Source organism: Sulfurospirillum sp. 1307, assembly GCF_054408545.1.
The window spans coordinates 977,704-992,824 of record NZ_CP176011.1 but is presented as its reverse complement, the minus strand read 5'-3'; the positions used below and the strand labels follow the sequence as shown (position 1 = coordinate 992,824).

Sequence of the window (15,121 nt, the reverse complement as noted above, 5' to 3'; positions counted from 1 at the left end):
ATGTAGATTATCCAAAAGCAAGCCAAAAGCCAACAGCTATCATTAGACTACCTGCTATTTTATTCATAAGTTTTACATTGCTTTGATTTTGTAAAAATCTTCTAAGCGTACTTCCTCCACCTGCATAAATTGTTAGGCACATAAATTCAAGCAGTAAAATAATAGATAGTAAAATAGAAATCTGAGGAAATAACGGATAATTTTCATTGATAAATGGTGGCAGTAATGCTATAAAAAAAGCCCACCCTTTTGGGTTTGCAACTGCGGTAATAAATCCTTGTATAGCTAAAGCTTGATTTGAAATTATAAGATTGTCTTGATTGCTACATGTACTAACTGCCATCTTTCCACGACTTAGCCACATCTGAACTCCTAAATATACCAAATATGCACCGCCAACATACTTAAAAACCATAAAAATACTAGGATATTTAAGCATCATAGCTGCAATTCCTATAACTGATGCTAAAGCTACTAAACCTACTCCTATTAACTCTCCAATCATCATAAAAAAAGTTCTTCTAAGACCTATACTCATACCCAAACTCATAGCTAAAGTCATGCACATTCCTGGAGTTAAAGATACAAAGAAAAATGTTGGAACAAACACAACAAGCACCGATAAATCTATCACATTAAACAAGCATAAACCCTTTTTTATTGTAATTATACATTCTTTTAGCATTTTTTTTGTATAATCTTCTAATTTTATAAAAAGGCACAAAAAATGTTTACATACGAACACTTTAAAAAACTATTTTTCAAATTAAGCCCTGAAAATGCCCACAATGTAGCTGAGTTCATGTTTAAAAATAGTGCTAAGTTTTGCCCTTTTTTATTAGCATACTTAAGTGAAAAATATTTTTTTACTGATGAGAGATTAGAACAAAATATACTAGGAACAAAATTTTTAAACCCTATAGGACTAGCTGCTGGGTTTGATAAAAATGCTAATATGATTAGGACACTAAATGCACTTGGATTTGGACATATAGAGTTTGGAACAGTTACTCCAAAACCTCAAAGTGGAAATCCAAAACCAAGGTTATTTCGCTATCCAAAATTTGAGAGTATCCAAAATGCAATGGGATTTAATAACGATGGAATGGATAAAATAAAACAAAGAGTTGAAAAAATTTATCCATATGCAATTCCACTTGGAGCAAATATTGGTAAAAATAAAACAACTTCTCAAGAAGATGCACTTGAAGATTATAAAAAACTAATAGAAACTTTTAAAGATTTAAGTGATTACCTTGTGATTAATATATCTTCTCCAAATACTCCAAATCTGAGAGATTTACAAAATGAAGAGTTTATAAAAGAGCTTTTTAGTATGTCAAAAGAGCTAACTAATAAACCAATTTTGTTAAAAATCGCACCTGATTTAGAAACTAAAAATGCAATTGAACTTTGTAATGTTGCAATTTCACATGGAGCCAGCGGGATAATTGCTACAAATACTACGATTGATTACTCACTACTTCCAAATGCGCAAAATTTTGGAGGTATTAGCGGGAAAGTTTTAAAAGAAAAAAGCAAAAAACTTTTTAAAGAAATAGCAAAAGAGTTTTATGGTAAAACTACACTTGTTAGTGTAGGAGGAATTGATAGTAAAGAAGAAGCGTATGAAAGAATAAAAGATGGAGCTAATCTTGTACAAATATACAGCGCATTTATTTTTAAAGGTCCTAAGCTTAATTATGACATTTCAAAAGGGATTTTAGATCTTATGAGCAAAGATGGTTTTCATCATATAAGTGAAGCGATTGGAGCAAATTTAAAATGATAAAAAAAATTATACTAATAACAATATTTTTAGGAGGCCTTATGGCAAATTCACTGCCAAAATTCGAAACAAAAACACTAGATAATGGTCTAGTAGTAGTTGCAATACCAATGCATAATGAGAGTAATGTAATATCAACAGATATATTTTACAAAGTTGGAAGTGGTAGTGAGATAATGGGTAAAAGCGGAATTGCTCACATGTTAGAGCATCTTAATTTTAAATCAACAAAAAATTTAAAAGCTGGAGAATTTGATGAAATTGTAAAAGGATTCGGTGGGCTCAACAATGCTTCAACTGGATTTGATTATACTCACTACTTTATAAAAAGTTCTTCAAAAAATTTGGAAAAATCGCTTGAACTTTTTGCTGAATTGATGCAAAATCTAAAACTAAGTGACGAAGAGTTTCAACCTGAGAGGAATGTTGTCCTTGAAGAGAGAAAATGGAGAACAGATAACTCTCCAATTGGTTATCTGTATTTTAGACTTTTTAATAATGCTTTTGTTTATCATCCATATCACTGGACTCCAATAGGTTTTAAAAGTGATATTAAAAATTGGACTATAAAAGATATTAGAGATTTTCATAGCAATTATTACCAACCATCAAATGCTATCATAGTTGTAGCAGGAGATATTGAAGCAAAAGAGGTTTTTGATAAAGCAAAAAAATATTTTGGCTCAATCAAGAGCAAAGAAGTAAAGCATCCCTCTTCTCACCAAGTAGAACCAGAGCAAGATGGAGCAAAAAGAGTATACATTAAAAAAGAAAGCGAAGTGGAAATGCTTGCAATTGCTTATAAAATACCAAGCTTTTTAAGCAAAGACCAAGTAGCACTTTCTGCCTTGAGTGAACTTTTGAGTAATGGAAAAAGTTCAAGATTACAAAAAATACTAGTAAATGATAAAAAGATGGTAAATCAAATATATGCATATAACATGGAAAACAAAGATCCTAGTATTTTTATGTTTTTAGCTTCAGGTAATCCTGGTGTTAAGGCTGAAGATATAGAAAAAGAGTGGCTAAGTATAATTGAAGATATAAAAAATGGTAAAGTAAGTGATGAAGAGGTAGAAAAAATCAAAACAAACACAAAAGCTGATTTTATTTTTTCACTTGAGAGTTCATCAAACCTTACTAATTTATTTGGAAGTTATTTTGCAAAAGGAGATATAACACCACTTTTACACTATGAAGAAAATATAAATAAACTAAAAAAAGAAGATATAATCAATGTTGCAAAAAAATACTTGGTAAAAGAAAAATCAACAACTGTTATATTAAGAAAGGATAATGAATGAGCACTGGTTTAAAAGGAGCAATGACAGCTTTAGTTACTCCATTTAAAGATGGAAAATTAGATGAAGTTGGTTATGAAAAACTAATAAAAAGACAAATAAAAAACGGTATTGATGTAGTAGTACCAGTAGGAACAACAGGTGAGAGTGCAACTTTAACTCATGAAGAACACAGACGCTGCATAGAAATTGCGGTTGATGTTTGCAAAGATACTAATGTAAAGGTATTAGCAGGAGCTGGAAGTAATGCAACTCATGAGGCAGTTGGACTTGCCAAATTTGCAGAATCACATGGCGCGCATGGAATTTTATCTGTAACTCCATACTACAACAAACCAATGCAAGAAGGACTTTATCAACACTACAAAGCCTTAGCTGACGCAGTTAATATCCCTGTTCTTTTATACAATGTACCAGGTAGAACTGCATGTGATTTGATGCCTGAGACAATTTATAGACTTTTTAATGATTGTGAAAATATCTATGGTGTTAAAGAGGCAACTGGATCAATTGAGAGATGTGTAGATTTATTGGCTCATGAGCCAAAGTTAAGTGTAATTAGTGGAGATGATGCTATAAATTACCCAATTTTATCAAATGGAGGAAGTGGAGTTATTTCTGTTACTTCAAATATCCTTCCTGATATGATTTCAAAGTTAACTCATGCTGCAATGGATGGTGACTTTCATGAAGCAAAAAAAATCAATGATAAACTTTATACAATTAATAAAGTTTTATTTTGTGAAAGTAATCCAATCCCAATTAAAGCAGCACTATACATAGCTGGACTTATTGATAGTTTGGAATATAGACTACCACTAACTAAGCCTAGCAAAGAAAACATGAAAAAAATAGAAGAAGTAATAAAACAATACGACATAAAAGGATTTTAATGATTTGTGAAGAGATGAAAGGTAAAACTCTAGTAATAAGTGGGGGAACTAGAGGTATAGGAAAAGCAATAGTATATGAATTTGCAAGAAATGGAGTAAATATAGCTTTTACTTACAATTCAAATGAAGAATTAGCACAAAATCAAGTTAAAGATTTAGAAAGTACATATGGTATCAAAGCTAGAACTTATCCACTAAATATACTAGAACCAGATGAATACAAAGAACTATTTAAAAAAATAGATGAAGATTTTGATAGAGTTGATTTTTTTATATCAAACGCGATAATTTCAGGTCGTCCAGTTGCTGGAGGATATACTAAGTTTATGAAACTTCGTCCAAGAGGTATAAACAATATCTTTACTGCAACTGTAAATGCTTTTGTTGTAGGAAGCCAAGAAGCTGCAAAAAGAATGCAAAAAGTAGGTGGCGGAAGTATCATAACTCTTTCATCAACTGGTAATTTAAAATATATCGAGTATTACTCAGGTCATGGAACTGCAAAAGCTGCAGTTGAAGCTATGGCTAGATATGCTGCAATTGAACTTGGAGAATACAACATCAGAGTAAATGCAGTTAGCGGTGGTCCAATAGAAACTGACGCTCTAAGAGCTTTTAAAAATTATGAAGAAGTAAAAGATGCAACGGCTAGCTTATCTCCACTAAAACGCATGGGACAGCCTGAAGATTTAGCTGGTGCTTGTTTATTTGTGTGCTCTGATAAAGCAAGTTGGATGACTGGTCATACTTTACTAATAGATGGTGGAACAACTTTTAAATGATGTTTAATTTACCAAATATTTTAGCAATTATTAGGATTTTTCTAGCTCCATTAATGCTATGGTTTTTAGTAGGAAGAGATAGCTCAATTTTTCAAGGAATTCATCCAAGTTGGCTTGATTATATGGCGGCTCTCATTTTTGTAATAGCTAGTATAACCGATGGTTTTGATGGATTTATTGCAAGAGCTTGGAATCAAAAAACAACTCTTGGAGCTATTCTTGACCCACTAGCTGATAAAATGCTCATGCTAGGTGCATTTTTAGGTTTAATGATGATAGATAGAGCTAATGTTTGGGCAATATATCTTATACTTACAAGAGAGTTTTTTATAACAGGACTAAGAGTTGCTGCTGTTAGCAAAGGAATTGATATAGCAGCTTCTATTTGGGGTAAGATAAAAACTTTACTTCAAATGTTTGCAATTGGATTTTTAACTATGGATTGGCCTTATGCTAATCTTTTACTATGGTTAGCAGTTGCAATGACTCTTTATTCTGGATATGAGTATATTGTTGGTTATACTAAAAAGGTAGAAAAATAATGGGTATTTTAACATCTCTTTTAGTTCTATCTTTTTTAATCTTTTTTCATGAATTAGGACACTTTTTAGCAGCAAGATTTTTTGGGGTTAAGGTTGAAGTTTTTAGTATAGGCTTTGGAAAGCAAGTTTTTTCTAAAGTGATTGGCGATACAAAATACTGCATAAGCTCCATCCCACTTGGTGGATATGTTCAAATGAAAGGCCAAGATGATAGCGATCCTACTAAAGTAAGCAGTGATCCTGATAGTTACAATGTAAAAAAACCTTGGCAAAGAATTGTCATTTTATTTGCTGGGCCATTTGCGAACTTTTTGTTAGCATTTTTACTTTATATTGCTATTGCAAATATTGGTGTAACTAAACTTGCCCCATCTATTGGAGAGATTTCTCAGAACTCTCCAGCTCAAAAGATTGGATTGCAAAAAAACGATGAAATATTAGAAATAAATGGCGAAAAGATTAAAAGCTGGGATGATTTAAGTGAACTTATAAAAGAGAGTGATGGCAAGCTTATCTTGACAATCAAAAGAGATAAAACTGTAAAAAACCTATTAGTAACTCCTGAGATTAGAGAAATAAAAAGTATTTTTGGTGAGAGTATTAAAAAAAGAATTTTAGGAATTAGTCCAAGTGGTAAAGTAGTCAAACTTTATTTTACTCCAAGCCAATCGATATCTTTTGCTTATAATGAAACATTAAAAGCAACTACTCTTATCTTAAAGAGTCTTCAAAAACTAGTTGAAGGTGTAATTCCTGCTAAAGATTTGGGAGGAGTTGTAAGTATCGTTCAAGTTACAGCTGAGGCGAGCCAAATTGGTATCGTTGCACTTTTGGGTTTAACTGCTCTAATTTCAGTTAATTTAGGAGTTTTAAATTTGTTACCAATTCCAGCACTTGATGGTGGACATATAATGTTTAACATATATGAAATGATAAGGAAAAAACCACCTAGCCAAGCTGTTTTATATCGTCTAACTGTTGCTGGTTGGGTACTTTTACTCTCTTTGATGGTATTTACTATTTTTAATGATATATATAGAATTGCTGGAGGGCATGGATGATAAGTGTATATGAAGAAAGATATGATGAAATTTTGACAAATATTGAAAAAGTAAGACTAAGAGTTAATCAACACCAAATTATAAAAATAATCGCTGTTAGTAAAAGTGTGGAAGCTAAACAGATTGAAGAAATGTATAGCGTTGGACAACGCTCTTTTGGAGAAAACAGAGTTCAAGCTTTAAAAGAAAAAGTATCACAGCTAGAAAATCTTCCTATCGATTGGCACTTTATTGGTCGCCTTCAAACAAATAAAATAAATGCTCTAATAGATTTAAATCCATCTTTAGTTCACTCTGTTAGTTCATTAGAACTTGCAAAAGAGATAGATAAAAGATTAGAAGTGAAGAATAAAAAGCTAAATATACTTTTACAGATAAACAGCGCATATGAAGAGCAAAAAGCTGGAGTTATGCCTGAAGTTGCAAAAGAGATATATGAAGAGATAAGCTTTACATGTAAACACTTAAATTTAAAAGGTGTTATGAATATCGGAGCTCATAGTGATAATAAAAAATTAGTTAAAAAAAGCTTTGAGACAACATATAAAATATATGAAGATTTACAATCAAAAGGCGCTAAAATTTGCTCAATGGGCATGAGTAATGATTATGAATTAGCAGTTGAGTGTGGCGCAAACATGTTGAGATTAGGAAGTGTTCTTTTTAAATAAATATTTTTAATTATTAAATAAAACTTAACAATCATTACTTATTTAGCATGATGTCTTTTATTTAACTATATATAATATAATATCCGTTTAATTAAGACTAATTAAGTCCTAATTAAAACGAAGGAGAAAATTGATGCAAAATAAAGTGGTAAAAGATATCATATCTAATGATTATGCATTGGGATTTGAAACTATCATCCAAGCTGATACCTTTCCAAAAGGACTTAATGAAGATGTTATAAAAGCAATTTCAGCTAAAAAAGAAGAACCTAAGTGGCTGCTTGAATTTAGATTAAAAGCCTATGAGAAATGGCTAAGTATGGAAGAGCCTCATTGGGCAGATTTAAAATACAAAAAGATTGACTATCAAGATATAAGTTATTTTTCTGCTCCTAAAAAAGCTCCTGATTCACTCGATGAAATTGATCCAAAGATACTTGAAACTTACAATAAACTTGGAATTCCATTAGAAGAGCAAAAAGCACTCGCTGGAATAGCAGTTGATGCTGTATTTGACTCAGTTTCTGTTAAAACTACTTTTCAAAAAGAGTTAAAAGAACTTGGCATAATATTTTGCTCTATTAGTGAAGCTGCACATGAGCATCCTGAACTATTGAAAAAATATTTAGCTTCAGTAGTTCCTGTAAATGATAATTTTTTTGCGACACTAAACTGTGCTGTTTTTACTGATGGCTCATTTGTATATATACCAAAAAATACAAAATGTCCAATGGAATTATCAACATACTTTAGAATTAATGCTCTAAATACTGGACAATTTGAAAGAACTCTAATAATCGCTGATGAAGGTAGTTATGTATCTTACAATGAAGGGTGTTCCGCTCCAATGCGTGATGAATCACAGCTACATGCTGCCGTTGTTGAATTAGTAGCACTAGAAGATGCACAAATCAAGTACTCTACTATACAAAATTGGTATCCAGGTGATGAAAAAGGACAAGGTGGAATTTATAACTTTGTTACTAAAAGAGGACTTTGTAAAGGAAATCGCTCAAAAATTTCTTGGACACAGGTAGAAACAGGATCAGCTTTAACTTGGAAATATCCAAGCTGTGTATTAAAAGGAGATGATAGTGTAGGTGAGTTTTATTCAGTCGCACTAACATCACTATCTCAAAAAGCTGATACTGGAACAAAAATGATTCATCTTGGTAAAAATACAAAATCAACAATCATTTCCAAAGGTATTTCTGCTATGAATGGCGTAAATGCTTATAGAGGATTAGTAAAAGTTGGTAAAAATGCAGATAATGCTAGAAATTTTTCACAGTGTGATTCACTTTTGATTGGTGGAACTTGTTCAGCTAACACTTTTCCATATCAAGAAGTTAGCAATAAAAGTGCCAATATTGAGCATGAAGCAACAACTTCTAAGATTAGTGATGAGCAATTGTTTTATATAAAACAAAGAGGAATTGATGAAGAGGATGCTGTTTCGCTTATAGTAAATGGCTTTTGTAAAGAAATATTAGAAGAATTACCTATGGAATTTGCAGTTGAAGCAAGAGCGCTTTTAAGTATTTCATTAGAAGGAAGTGTAGGATAATGGGAGATAAAATGTTAAAAATAGAAAATTTACATGTAAATATAAAAGATAAAGAGATATTAAAAGGTTTAGATTTAGAAATTAACCCTGGTGAAGTTCATGTTCTAATGGGAACAAATGGGGCAGGAAAATCAACACTAGTAAAAACACTTAGTGATCATTTTGATTGTGAAGTAACAGATGGAAAAATAACATACAAAAATAAAAATTTATTAGAGTTAAATCCTAGCGAAAGAGCAAATGAAGGCATTTTCATGAGCTTTCAAAACCCTACTGAGATACCAGGTGTTAATTACATGTACTTCTTAAAAACAGCATTGAATGCAAAAAGAGCATATCAAGGATTAGAAGAAATTAATGGTGCAGAGTTTTTAAAACTTTTAAGGAAGAAAACCAAAGAATTTGGAATCGATGATAAAATGCTAAAAAGAAGTGTAAATGATGGATTTTCTGGTGGAGAAAAGAAAAAAAGTGAACTTCTTCAAATGGTCGTTATGGAACCTGATTTAATTTTATTAGATGAGATTGATTCTGGTTTAGATGTAGATGCTATCAAAACTATTGCAAATGGAGTTAACGCTCTTTTAGATGGTAAACGATCAGTTCTTATGATAACACATTATGATAGATTGTTAGAGTTAATTAAGCCTGATTTTGTTCATATCTTAAAAGATGGAAAAATAATTGAAAGTGGTGATTACTCACTCGCTCTTAGGATTGATGAAGAAGGCTATGAAGGCTTAGGAATAAAACATGATGAAACCAAATGAATTACAAAATAATCAAAATATCATCGATAGTGAAGCTTTTTTAAAATTACAAGAGATTGGCTTACCTTCAAAAAAAGTCGAAAATTATAGGCATTTTGATATCAGCTCTTTACTAGATGAAGAGTACGATATAGATTTAACAGATAATTTTAAAAATTTTGTTAAAGATGAAAAATTTATAACTATAATTTTAAAAAATGGTATAGTTGATACAACTAGTTCAGAACTATCTAATGATGTGCAATGTAGTAGCAAAAATAAAAACTTAATAGAAACTACAAATAGTTTGTATTATCTAAGTGAGGCATTTTTAAAAGATGAGCAAACTCTTTTAATAAATAAAAACTTAGATAAACCCATAATGATAGTAAACCAACTTTCAGGTTCTAAATCTTTTATAGCAAATCAATTAAATATAAAAGTTCAAAATGATCTACATGTAGATATAGTTGAAGTTTTTGATGATGAATCTTTGAGAGATTCTTTTGTAAATTTAAATAGAACTTTTGATATTTCAAACAATTCAGAACTTAACTATGTTAAGCTACAAAATCTAAATAAATCAAATAGTATGACATGTAATTTTATACCAAAAATTGCTACTAGTGCTACGTGTAATGTAAATATGATTGATTTGGGAAGTAAAATTTCATTAAATGTTTCAGATATTACACTAAATAATCAAAAAAGTTCATTTTCTTTTCACGGCATTATAAGAATCAATGAATCTCAAAAATCTGGAAATATTGCTTCAATGCATCATGTTGCAGAAGAAACTTCAAGTAATTTTATCTCAAAACATATATTAAGTGATGAATCATCAGCTCTGTTTGAAGTTCAAAGTACGGTTGAGCAAAATGCAAAATTTTCAAAAACATTTCAAAACTCACAAACAATTCTATTAGATAATGGCCCAAAGATAAATGCGATTCCTCAGCTAATATTACATACTGATGAACTTGAAGCTGCTCATGGCGCTACTAGTGGTTCACTTGATACTGAAGCTTTATATTATCTAATGAGTAGAGGTATAGATGAGAAAATGGCATCAGACATGTTAATACAAGCTGTTGAATTACAAATTCTTGATACGATAGTAAATAGTGATGTAAAAGAGTTTGCATTAGATTTTTTAAAAGGTAAGTAATGTATAAAAAGTATTTTCCCTATTTTAATAATAGTAAAAATATTTATTTAGATACTGCTGCAACTGCACAAAAACCAACAGTTGTAATTGAAGCTATCAATGAGTATTATACAAAATATTGCTCCAATACTCACAGAAGCAATTTTAAAGATGCAAATAAAGCAACAACAGAGTTTGAAAAAACAAGACAAATTATAAAAAAATGCATCAATGCTAATGATTCAGAAGAAATCATATTTACAAAAGGGATAACAGAATCACTAAATCTTGTTGCCTCTTCTTTTGTGAAAGATAGATTTGATACTGTTATAATATCATCACTTGAGCACCATTCAAACATTGTCCCTTGGCATATGCAAAACAGAAGCCTTCACAATGGTCTTGAAGTGGTTGATTGTGATGATGGTTTAACTTTTGATATGAATCATTTTGAAAAACTACTTAAAGATAATCCAAATTCATTTGTTAGCATTACTCATGTTTCAAATGCTTTTGGAAAAATCCACCCTATAAAGAACATCATCAAAATAGCACATCAATATGGGGCTGTTGTTATGGTAGATGGTGCTCAGGGACTCCCTCACTTTAACATAGATATGCAAGATATAAATGCAGATTTTTATACAATATCAGGTCATAAAACCTATGGGCCTACTGGAGTTGGAGCCTTATATGCCAATAAAAAACATTTAAAAGATTTAAGAGCATACCAAACAGGTGGTGCTACTATAAGTGATGTTAGTTATGATAAAACTACACTTCTTGATGCTCCATTTAAATTTGAAGCTGGAACTCAAAATATAGCAGGAGTAATTGGCTTTCAAAAATCAATTGAGTTTTTACAAGAGATTGGCTACCCAACTGTAATTAGCTATGAAAATGAAATCTATGAATATCTATATGAAAGTTTAAAAGATATAGAAGATATAATCTTTTATACTGATTCAATCAATTCAATAGGGAGTTTGAGCTTTAATATCAAAGGAATTATGGCTGATGATTTGGGGATATTACTTGATAAAATGAATGTAAGCATAAGAGCAGGACACCATTGTGCACAGCCTATAATGAAAAAATTAAATATAAATGGAACTCTTAGAGTTAGTTTAGGAATTTATAATGACAAAGAGGATATTGATATTTTTATAAATAAACTAAAAAGAGCAATTAATATTTTAAAGGATTAAGATGCCAAGTATAGACGAACAATTAAATGAAATTATTGAAGATTTTGAACTTTTTGATGATGAATTAGAAAAGTATGAATATATAGTTGATTTGGGCAAAGGCATTAAGCCGCTAAAAGATGAAGAAAAAATAGATCAATACTTGATACAAGGCTGTACATCTCAAGTTTGGATTATTCCTTCTTATGTTGAAGGTAAAATGAATTTTAGAGGTGATAGCAATACTGTAATCGTTAAAGGATTAGTAGCAATATTGTTAAAATTGTTTTCCAATAGAACTCCAAAAGAAATTTTAGATTTTGATTTAAATAGATTAAATGATTTAGGCTTAGCAGAAATTGTTACACCTACAAGACAAAATGGTTTTACAAGTATTGTAAATAAAATAATAGAATACACTAAAAGGCACAAAAATGACTAAAGAAGAAGAAAAAGCAATAAAAGATAAAATAATAGAATACATAAAAACAATATACGACCCAGAAATACCAGTAAACCTTTATGATTTAGGACTGATTTATGATATTAGACTAGAAGAAAATGATGGATTAATTCACTGCGAAGTAGATATGACTTTAACATCTCCTGGATGTTCTGTTGCTGATGTTTTAGTTGATCAAGTAAGATACCTAACAGCATCAGTTGATCAGATAAATACCGCTGTTGTAAACCTTGTTTTTGATCCACCTTGGGATCCTAGTAAAATAAGCGATGAAGGAAAAGATTTACTAGCACTTAATGGTATGGTAATCTAAGATAATAGTTTAGAGGCTACATATCCGCTTGAAAAAGACCATTGGAGATTATAGCCTCCACAAGGACCATCTAAATCAACAACTTCTCCACAAAAATATAGTCCTTTAACAAGTTTACTTTGCATAGTTTTTGGATCAATCTCTTTTAAACTTACCCCACCTCTTGTTATCATAGCTTTTTCAAAGCCATCATGACCTATTACATGTAAAGGAGTTTTAGCTAAAATTTTTACAAGTTTATCTCTTGATTTTCCTTCTATTTGTTTATATTTACATGTAGAAGAAAGATTAAGTATATTTAGCATTTCTACCACTACAGATTGTGGGATTAATTTAGAGATACTTTCTAATATATTTTTATCACTATGTTTTTTTAGATGAAATATTATATCATCTTCGCTCATGCCTTGAATCATATTGACACATATTGGTACTTCTTCAAACTTATCTAAAAGTGGAGTTATTTCTCTTGCAAAATCAAGTACAACAGGACCTCTGATTCCATTTTTTGTAAAGATTAAATCTCCAACTGCTTTTAACTTTTTATATTTTGGTAAATCTACCCAAATGATTGCTCTTGCAATAGTATCAGCTGTACAATTTTGAACCCATTTTTCTCTTACAAATAAAGGCATCATAGCTGGTGCTAGAGTAGTGATTTTATGTCCAAAATGACTTGCAAACCTATACCCATCTCCATTTGCACCAAGTTTAGGATAACCCAAACCTCCTGTTGCTATTATTACATGTAGAGCTTCATAATTATCTACATAAAAAATATTTTCTTTTTTTTCCACTTTTTTGACGCTACAATTACATTGAATTTCTACATGTAGTCTTTTTAACTCATTTTCAAAAACTGCTAGTACACTTGTAGAATTATGAGAACTTGGAAAAACTCTAAATCCATCCTTGCAATCTGTTTGCAAGCCGATAGAATTTAAAAATTTTATTAAATCTTCATTACTAAAAGCATTTATTACATCTCTCATAAAACGCCCATTTTTACCAAAAGCTTTAATAAAATCGTCACTACCCAAAGTATTAGTTAAGTTACACTTTCCTCCACCAGTTGCTTTTAATTTTGCTCCAATTTTTGGAAGTTTTTCTAATAATAATACTTTTTTTCCATCTCTTGCTGCACTTATTGCACTCATAATACCACAAGCCCCTGCTCCAATCACAATGACATCATAAATCATTTTTAGCCCTCTTGTTAATCAAAAAGACACCAATAAATATAAAAAGTGTTGCAATACAATCAAGTAAAGTTATATTTTCTCCAATAAAAACATAACCAATAAATAAAGCCACAATAGGAGGTAAATATGTTACAGAAGAAGCCACTATAGCTCCTAAAGTCTCTATAAGATAGTAGTAAATTATATATGCTACACCAGTTCCAAGTAAACCTAAACCCAAAATTGAACCAACTAAAACATGAGTATTAGAAGAAATATCTCCTATGCCATTTAAATCAACAACAAAAAATAAAACAAGTAAAGCAAAACCTAACTGATAAGTAGCAAGAGCTGAAAAATGAAGCTTTAATGGAACAATAAATTTTTTTGCATATACAAAAGAAGAACCTATTACAAAAGAGCCTACAACTACAGAAATAACACCTTCAATATTTGCATTAAATATGTCAAGTTCAAATGGTTTTGCTATCAATACTACACCAATAAAACCTATTATAATACCTAAAATACTAAAAACATTTGCTTTTTCTTCTTTTATAAACATAAGTGCTAATATAAAGGTAAATATAGGGATTGAACCACTTAAAGCTCCAGCGAGACCTGATAAAAGTAACGAACTTGCTTTGACAAAAAAATAATAATATATAGTTGTTCCAAGCAATGACATAACAAAAAAATGAATACTATGTTTTAAATCTTTTAGTTTTAATTCTTTTCTTATTAAAGCATAAATACACACAGGAATAAAACCAAAAAGCACCCTAATAAAAACAATTTGTAGTGGACTTATAAATTCACTTGCCCATTTCATATATATAAAGTTACTTCCCCACACTACTCCTAAAATAACAAAGGCAATAATCGGTAATTTATTTTTAATCATTTATAAAGATACTTTGCATACAAAGCTAGATAAACACTCATAACTTCTTTTAAATTTTTTTCCAAAAGCACAATCTCTTCTTTATTAAAAATTTTATTTAAAAGTTTTACATGTAGCACATTTGCAAACTCAATACAAATTTCTGGCTCTTGCAAATTAGATTTAGTGTAAATATAAAAAAGATCAAAACCTATACACAAGGAATTAATATATAAATCCAACAACTTATATATGCTACTTTCAACCTTGTTAAATTTCTCAATATCTTTTTTAAAATTTGATTTTATAAGTGTATGAAAAATACTTTTTTTAGCTTTTATTAATTCATCATCCAAAATTTCATTTACAAGTTTATCTAATTTTGTTTTTGAAAGATCGATATCTGATTTTTGTGCTAATAATTCTAACTGATTTGGACTGAATTTTGTAGGGATATAAATCAGTTTTTTTTCAAAAAAACCCAATATTTCTTTATAAATATAATCATCTTTTTTAGCCAAATACTCTAATATATAATTTATTTGTTTATTCATAAACAAATTGTACTAAAAAAAATATATAAAATTGCTTT

Annotated in this window: 17 protein-coding genes; 13 read left to right on the top strand and 4 right to left on the bottom strand. The window is 30.1% G+C overall.

What is annotated here, in order from left to right:
• Positions 1-7 precede the first annotated feature (7 nt).
• The gene (locus tag ACKGJI_RS05110) at positions 8-634 is read right to left on the bottom strand and encodes a LysE family translocator (RefSeq protein ID WP_458701699.1); all 627 of its coding nucleotides are present in this window, start codon (positions 632-634) and stop codon (positions 8-10) included.
• 93 nt (positions 635-727) lie between these two features.
• Here ACKGJI_RS05110 and ACKGJI_RS05105 point away from each other — a divergent pair, with 93 nt between their 5' ends.
• From ACKGJI_RS05105 to ACKGJI_RS05045, 13 genes are all read left to right on the top strand, one after another.
• Complete coding sequence (locus tag ACKGJI_RS05105) at positions 728-1,789, top strand: quinone-dependent dihydroorotate dehydrogenase (protein ID WP_458701498.1); 1,062 nt, start codon at positions 728-730, stop codon at positions 1,787-1,789.
• A gap of 41 nt (positions 1,790-1,830) precedes the next feature.
• Positions 1,831-3,093, top strand: a complete 1,263-nt coding sequence (locus tag ACKGJI_RS05100) for a M16 family metallopeptidase (protein ID WP_458701497.1) — start codon at positions 1,831-1,833, stop codon at positions 3,091-3,093.
• Complete coding sequence (gene dapA / locus ACKGJI_RS05095) at positions 3,090-3,983, top strand: 4-hydroxy-tetrahydrodipicolinate synthase (RefSeq protein ID WP_458701496.1); 894 nt, start codon at positions 3,090-3,092, stop codon at positions 3,981-3,983. Before ACKGJI_RS05100 ends, dapA begins: the two co-directional genes overlap by 4 nt.
• Entirely contained in the window at positions 3,983-4,765 is a 783-nt protein-coding gene (locus ACKGJI_RS05090; RefSeq protein WP_458701495.1) for an enoyl-ACP reductase, read from the top strand. The genes dapA and ACKGJI_RS05090 overlap by 1 nt, the downstream gene beginning before the upstream one ends.
• Positions 4,762-5,307 (top strand): CDP-diacylglycerol--glycerol-3-phosphate 3-phosphatidyltransferase, encoded by a 546-nt coding sequence (gene pgsA / locus ACKGJI_RS05085; protein ID WP_458701494.1) that lies wholly within the window; start codon positions 4,762-4,764, stop codon positions 5,305-5,307. Before ACKGJI_RS05090 ends, pgsA begins: the two co-directional genes overlap by 4 nt.
• The gene (rseP, locus tag ACKGJI_RS05080) at positions 5,307-6,368 is read left to right on the top strand and encodes an RIP metalloprotease RseP (protein ID WP_458701493.1); all 1,062 of its coding nucleotides are present in this window, start codon (positions 5,307-5,309) and stop codon (positions 6,366-6,368) included. The genes pgsA and rseP overlap by 1 nt, the downstream gene beginning before the upstream one ends.
• The gene (locus ACKGJI_RS05075; protein WP_458701698.1) at positions 6,368-7,039 is read left to right on the top strand and encodes a YggS family pyridoxal phosphate-dependent enzyme; all 672 of its coding nucleotides are present in this window, start codon (positions 6,368-6,370) and stop codon (positions 7,037-7,039) included. Before rseP ends, ACKGJI_RS05075 begins: the two co-directional genes overlap by 1 nt.
• Positions 7,040-7,172: 133 nt before the next feature.
• Positions 7,173-8,606 (top strand): Fe-S cluster assembly protein SufB, encoded by a 1,434-nt coding sequence (gene sufB, locus ACKGJI_RS05070; RefSeq protein WP_458701492.1) that lies wholly within the window; start codon positions 7,173-7,175, stop codon positions 8,604-8,606.
• Positions 8,607-8,617: 11 nt separating this feature from the next.
• Entirely contained in the window at positions 8,618-9,376 is a 759-nt protein-coding gene (gene sufC, locus ACKGJI_RS05065) for a Fe-S cluster assembly ATPase SufC (protein ID WP_458701490.1), read from the top strand.
• Positions 9,360-10,523: a SufD family Fe-S cluster assembly protein gene (locus ACKGJI_RS05060; protein WP_458701489.1), complete on the top strand. Its 1,164-nt coding sequence runs from the start codon at positions 9,360-9,362 to the stop codon at positions 10,521-10,523. The genes sufC and ACKGJI_RS05060 overlap by 17 nt, the downstream gene beginning before the upstream one ends.
• Positions 10,523-11,710, top strand: coding sequence for an aminotransferase class V-fold PLP-dependent enzyme (locus tag ACKGJI_RS05055; RefSeq protein WP_458701488.1), 1,188 nt, complete (start codon positions 10,523-10,525; stop codon positions 11,708-11,710). Before ACKGJI_RS05060 ends, ACKGJI_RS05055 begins: the two co-directional genes overlap by 1 nt.
• A gap of 1 nt (position 11,711) precedes the next feature.
• A complete protein-coding gene (locus tag ACKGJI_RS05050; protein ID WP_458701486.1) occupies positions 11,712-12,131 on the top strand; it encodes a SufE family protein in 420 nt (139 codons plus the stop codon).
• The gene (locus tag ACKGJI_RS05045; protein ID WP_458701485.1) at positions 12,124-12,465 is read left to right on the top strand and encodes a metal-sulfur cluster assembly factor; all 342 of its coding nucleotides are present in this window, start codon (positions 12,124-12,126) and stop codon (positions 12,463-12,465) included. Before ACKGJI_RS05050 ends, ACKGJI_RS05045 begins: the two co-directional genes overlap by 8 nt.
• Here the strand turns inward: ACKGJI_RS05045 and ACKGJI_RS05040 are convergent.
• Genes ACKGJI_RS05040 through ACKGJI_RS05030 form a run of 3 tightly spaced genes read right to left on the bottom strand, consistent with a single transcriptional unit; the run spans position 12,462 to position 15,083 of the window.
• Positions 12,462-13,667, bottom strand: a complete 1,206-nt coding sequence (locus tag ACKGJI_RS05040; protein WP_458701484.1) for a BaiN/RdsA family NAD(P)/FAD-dependent oxidoreductase — start codon at positions 13,665-13,667, stop codon at positions 12,462-12,464. The two genes, ACKGJI_RS05045 and ACKGJI_RS05040, sit on opposite strands and share 4 nt — an antisense overlap.
• Positions 13,657-14,550: a DMT family transporter gene (locus tag ACKGJI_RS05035; RefSeq protein ID WP_458701483.1), complete on the bottom strand. Its 894-nt coding sequence runs from the start codon at positions 14,548-14,550 to the stop codon at positions 13,657-13,659. The genes ACKGJI_RS05040 and ACKGJI_RS05035 overlap by 11 nt, the downstream gene beginning before the upstream one ends.
• A complete protein-coding gene (locus ACKGJI_RS05030) occupies positions 14,547-15,083 on the bottom strand; it encodes a hypothetical protein (protein ID WP_458701482.1) in 537 nt (178 codons plus the stop codon). Before ACKGJI_RS05030 ends, ACKGJI_RS05035 begins: the two co-directional genes overlap by 4 nt.
• Between the last annotated feature and the right edge of the window lie 38 nt (positions 15,084-15,121).

Excerpts from the sequence above, each read along its gene's own strand:
- ACKGJI_RS05105 (WP_458701498.1), top strand. The coding sequence starts at position 728 with ATGTTTACATACGAACACTTTAAAAAACTATTTTTCAAATTAAGCCCT.
- ACKGJI_RS05100 (WP_458701497.1), top strand. The coding sequence starts at position 1,831 with ATGGCAAATTCACTGCCAAAATTCGAAACAAAAACACTAGATAATGGT.
- dapA (WP_458701496.1), top strand. The coding sequence starts at position 3,090 with ATGAGCACTGGTTTAAAAGGAGCAATGACAGCTTTAGTTACTCCATTT.
- ACKGJI_RS05090 (WP_458701495.1), top strand. The coding sequence starts at position 3,983 with ATGATTTGTGAAGAGATGAAAGGTAAAACTCTAGTAATAAGTGGGGGA.
- pgsA (WP_458701494.1), top strand. The coding sequence starts at position 4,762 with ATGATGTTTAATTTACCAAATATTTTAGCAATTATTAGGATTTTTCTA.
- rseP (WP_458701493.1), top strand. The coding sequence starts at position 5,307 with ATGGGTATTTTAACATCTCTTTTAGTTCTATCTTTTTTAATCTTTTTT.
- sufB (WP_458701492.1), top strand. The coding sequence starts at position 7,173 with ATGCAAAATAAAGTGGTAAAAGATATCATATCTAATGATTATGCATTG.
- sufC (WP_458701490.1), top strand. The coding sequence starts at position 8,618 with ATGTTAAAAATAGAAAATTTACATGTAAATATAAAAGATAAAGAGATA.
- ACKGJI_RS05060 (WP_458701489.1), top strand. The coding sequence starts at position 9,360 with ATGATGAAACCAAATGAATTACAAAATAATCAAAATATCATCGATAGT.
- ACKGJI_RS05055 (WP_458701488.1), top strand. The coding sequence starts at position 10,523 with ATGTATAAAAAGTATTTTCCCTATTTTAATAATAGTAAAAATATTTAT.
- ACKGJI_RS05050 (WP_458701486.1), top strand. The coding sequence starts at position 11,712 with ATGCCAAGTATAGACGAACAATTAAATGAAATTATTGAAGATTTTGAA.
- ACKGJI_RS05045 (WP_458701485.1), top strand. The coding sequence starts at position 12,124 with ATGACTAAAGAAGAAGAAAAAGCAATAAAAGATAAAATAATAGAATAC.
- ACKGJI_RS05040 (WP_458701484.1), bottom strand. The coding sequence starts at position 13,667 with ATGATTTATGATGTCATTGTGATTGGAGCAGGGGCTTGTGGTATTATG.
- ACKGJI_RS05035 (WP_458701483.1), bottom strand. The coding sequence starts at position 14,550 with ATGATTAAAAATAAATTACCGATTATTGCCTTTGTTATTTTAGGAGTA.
- ACKGJI_RS05030 (WP_458701482.1), bottom strand. The coding sequence starts at position 15,083 with ATGAATAAACAAATAAATTATATATTAGAGTATTTGGCTAAAAAAGAT.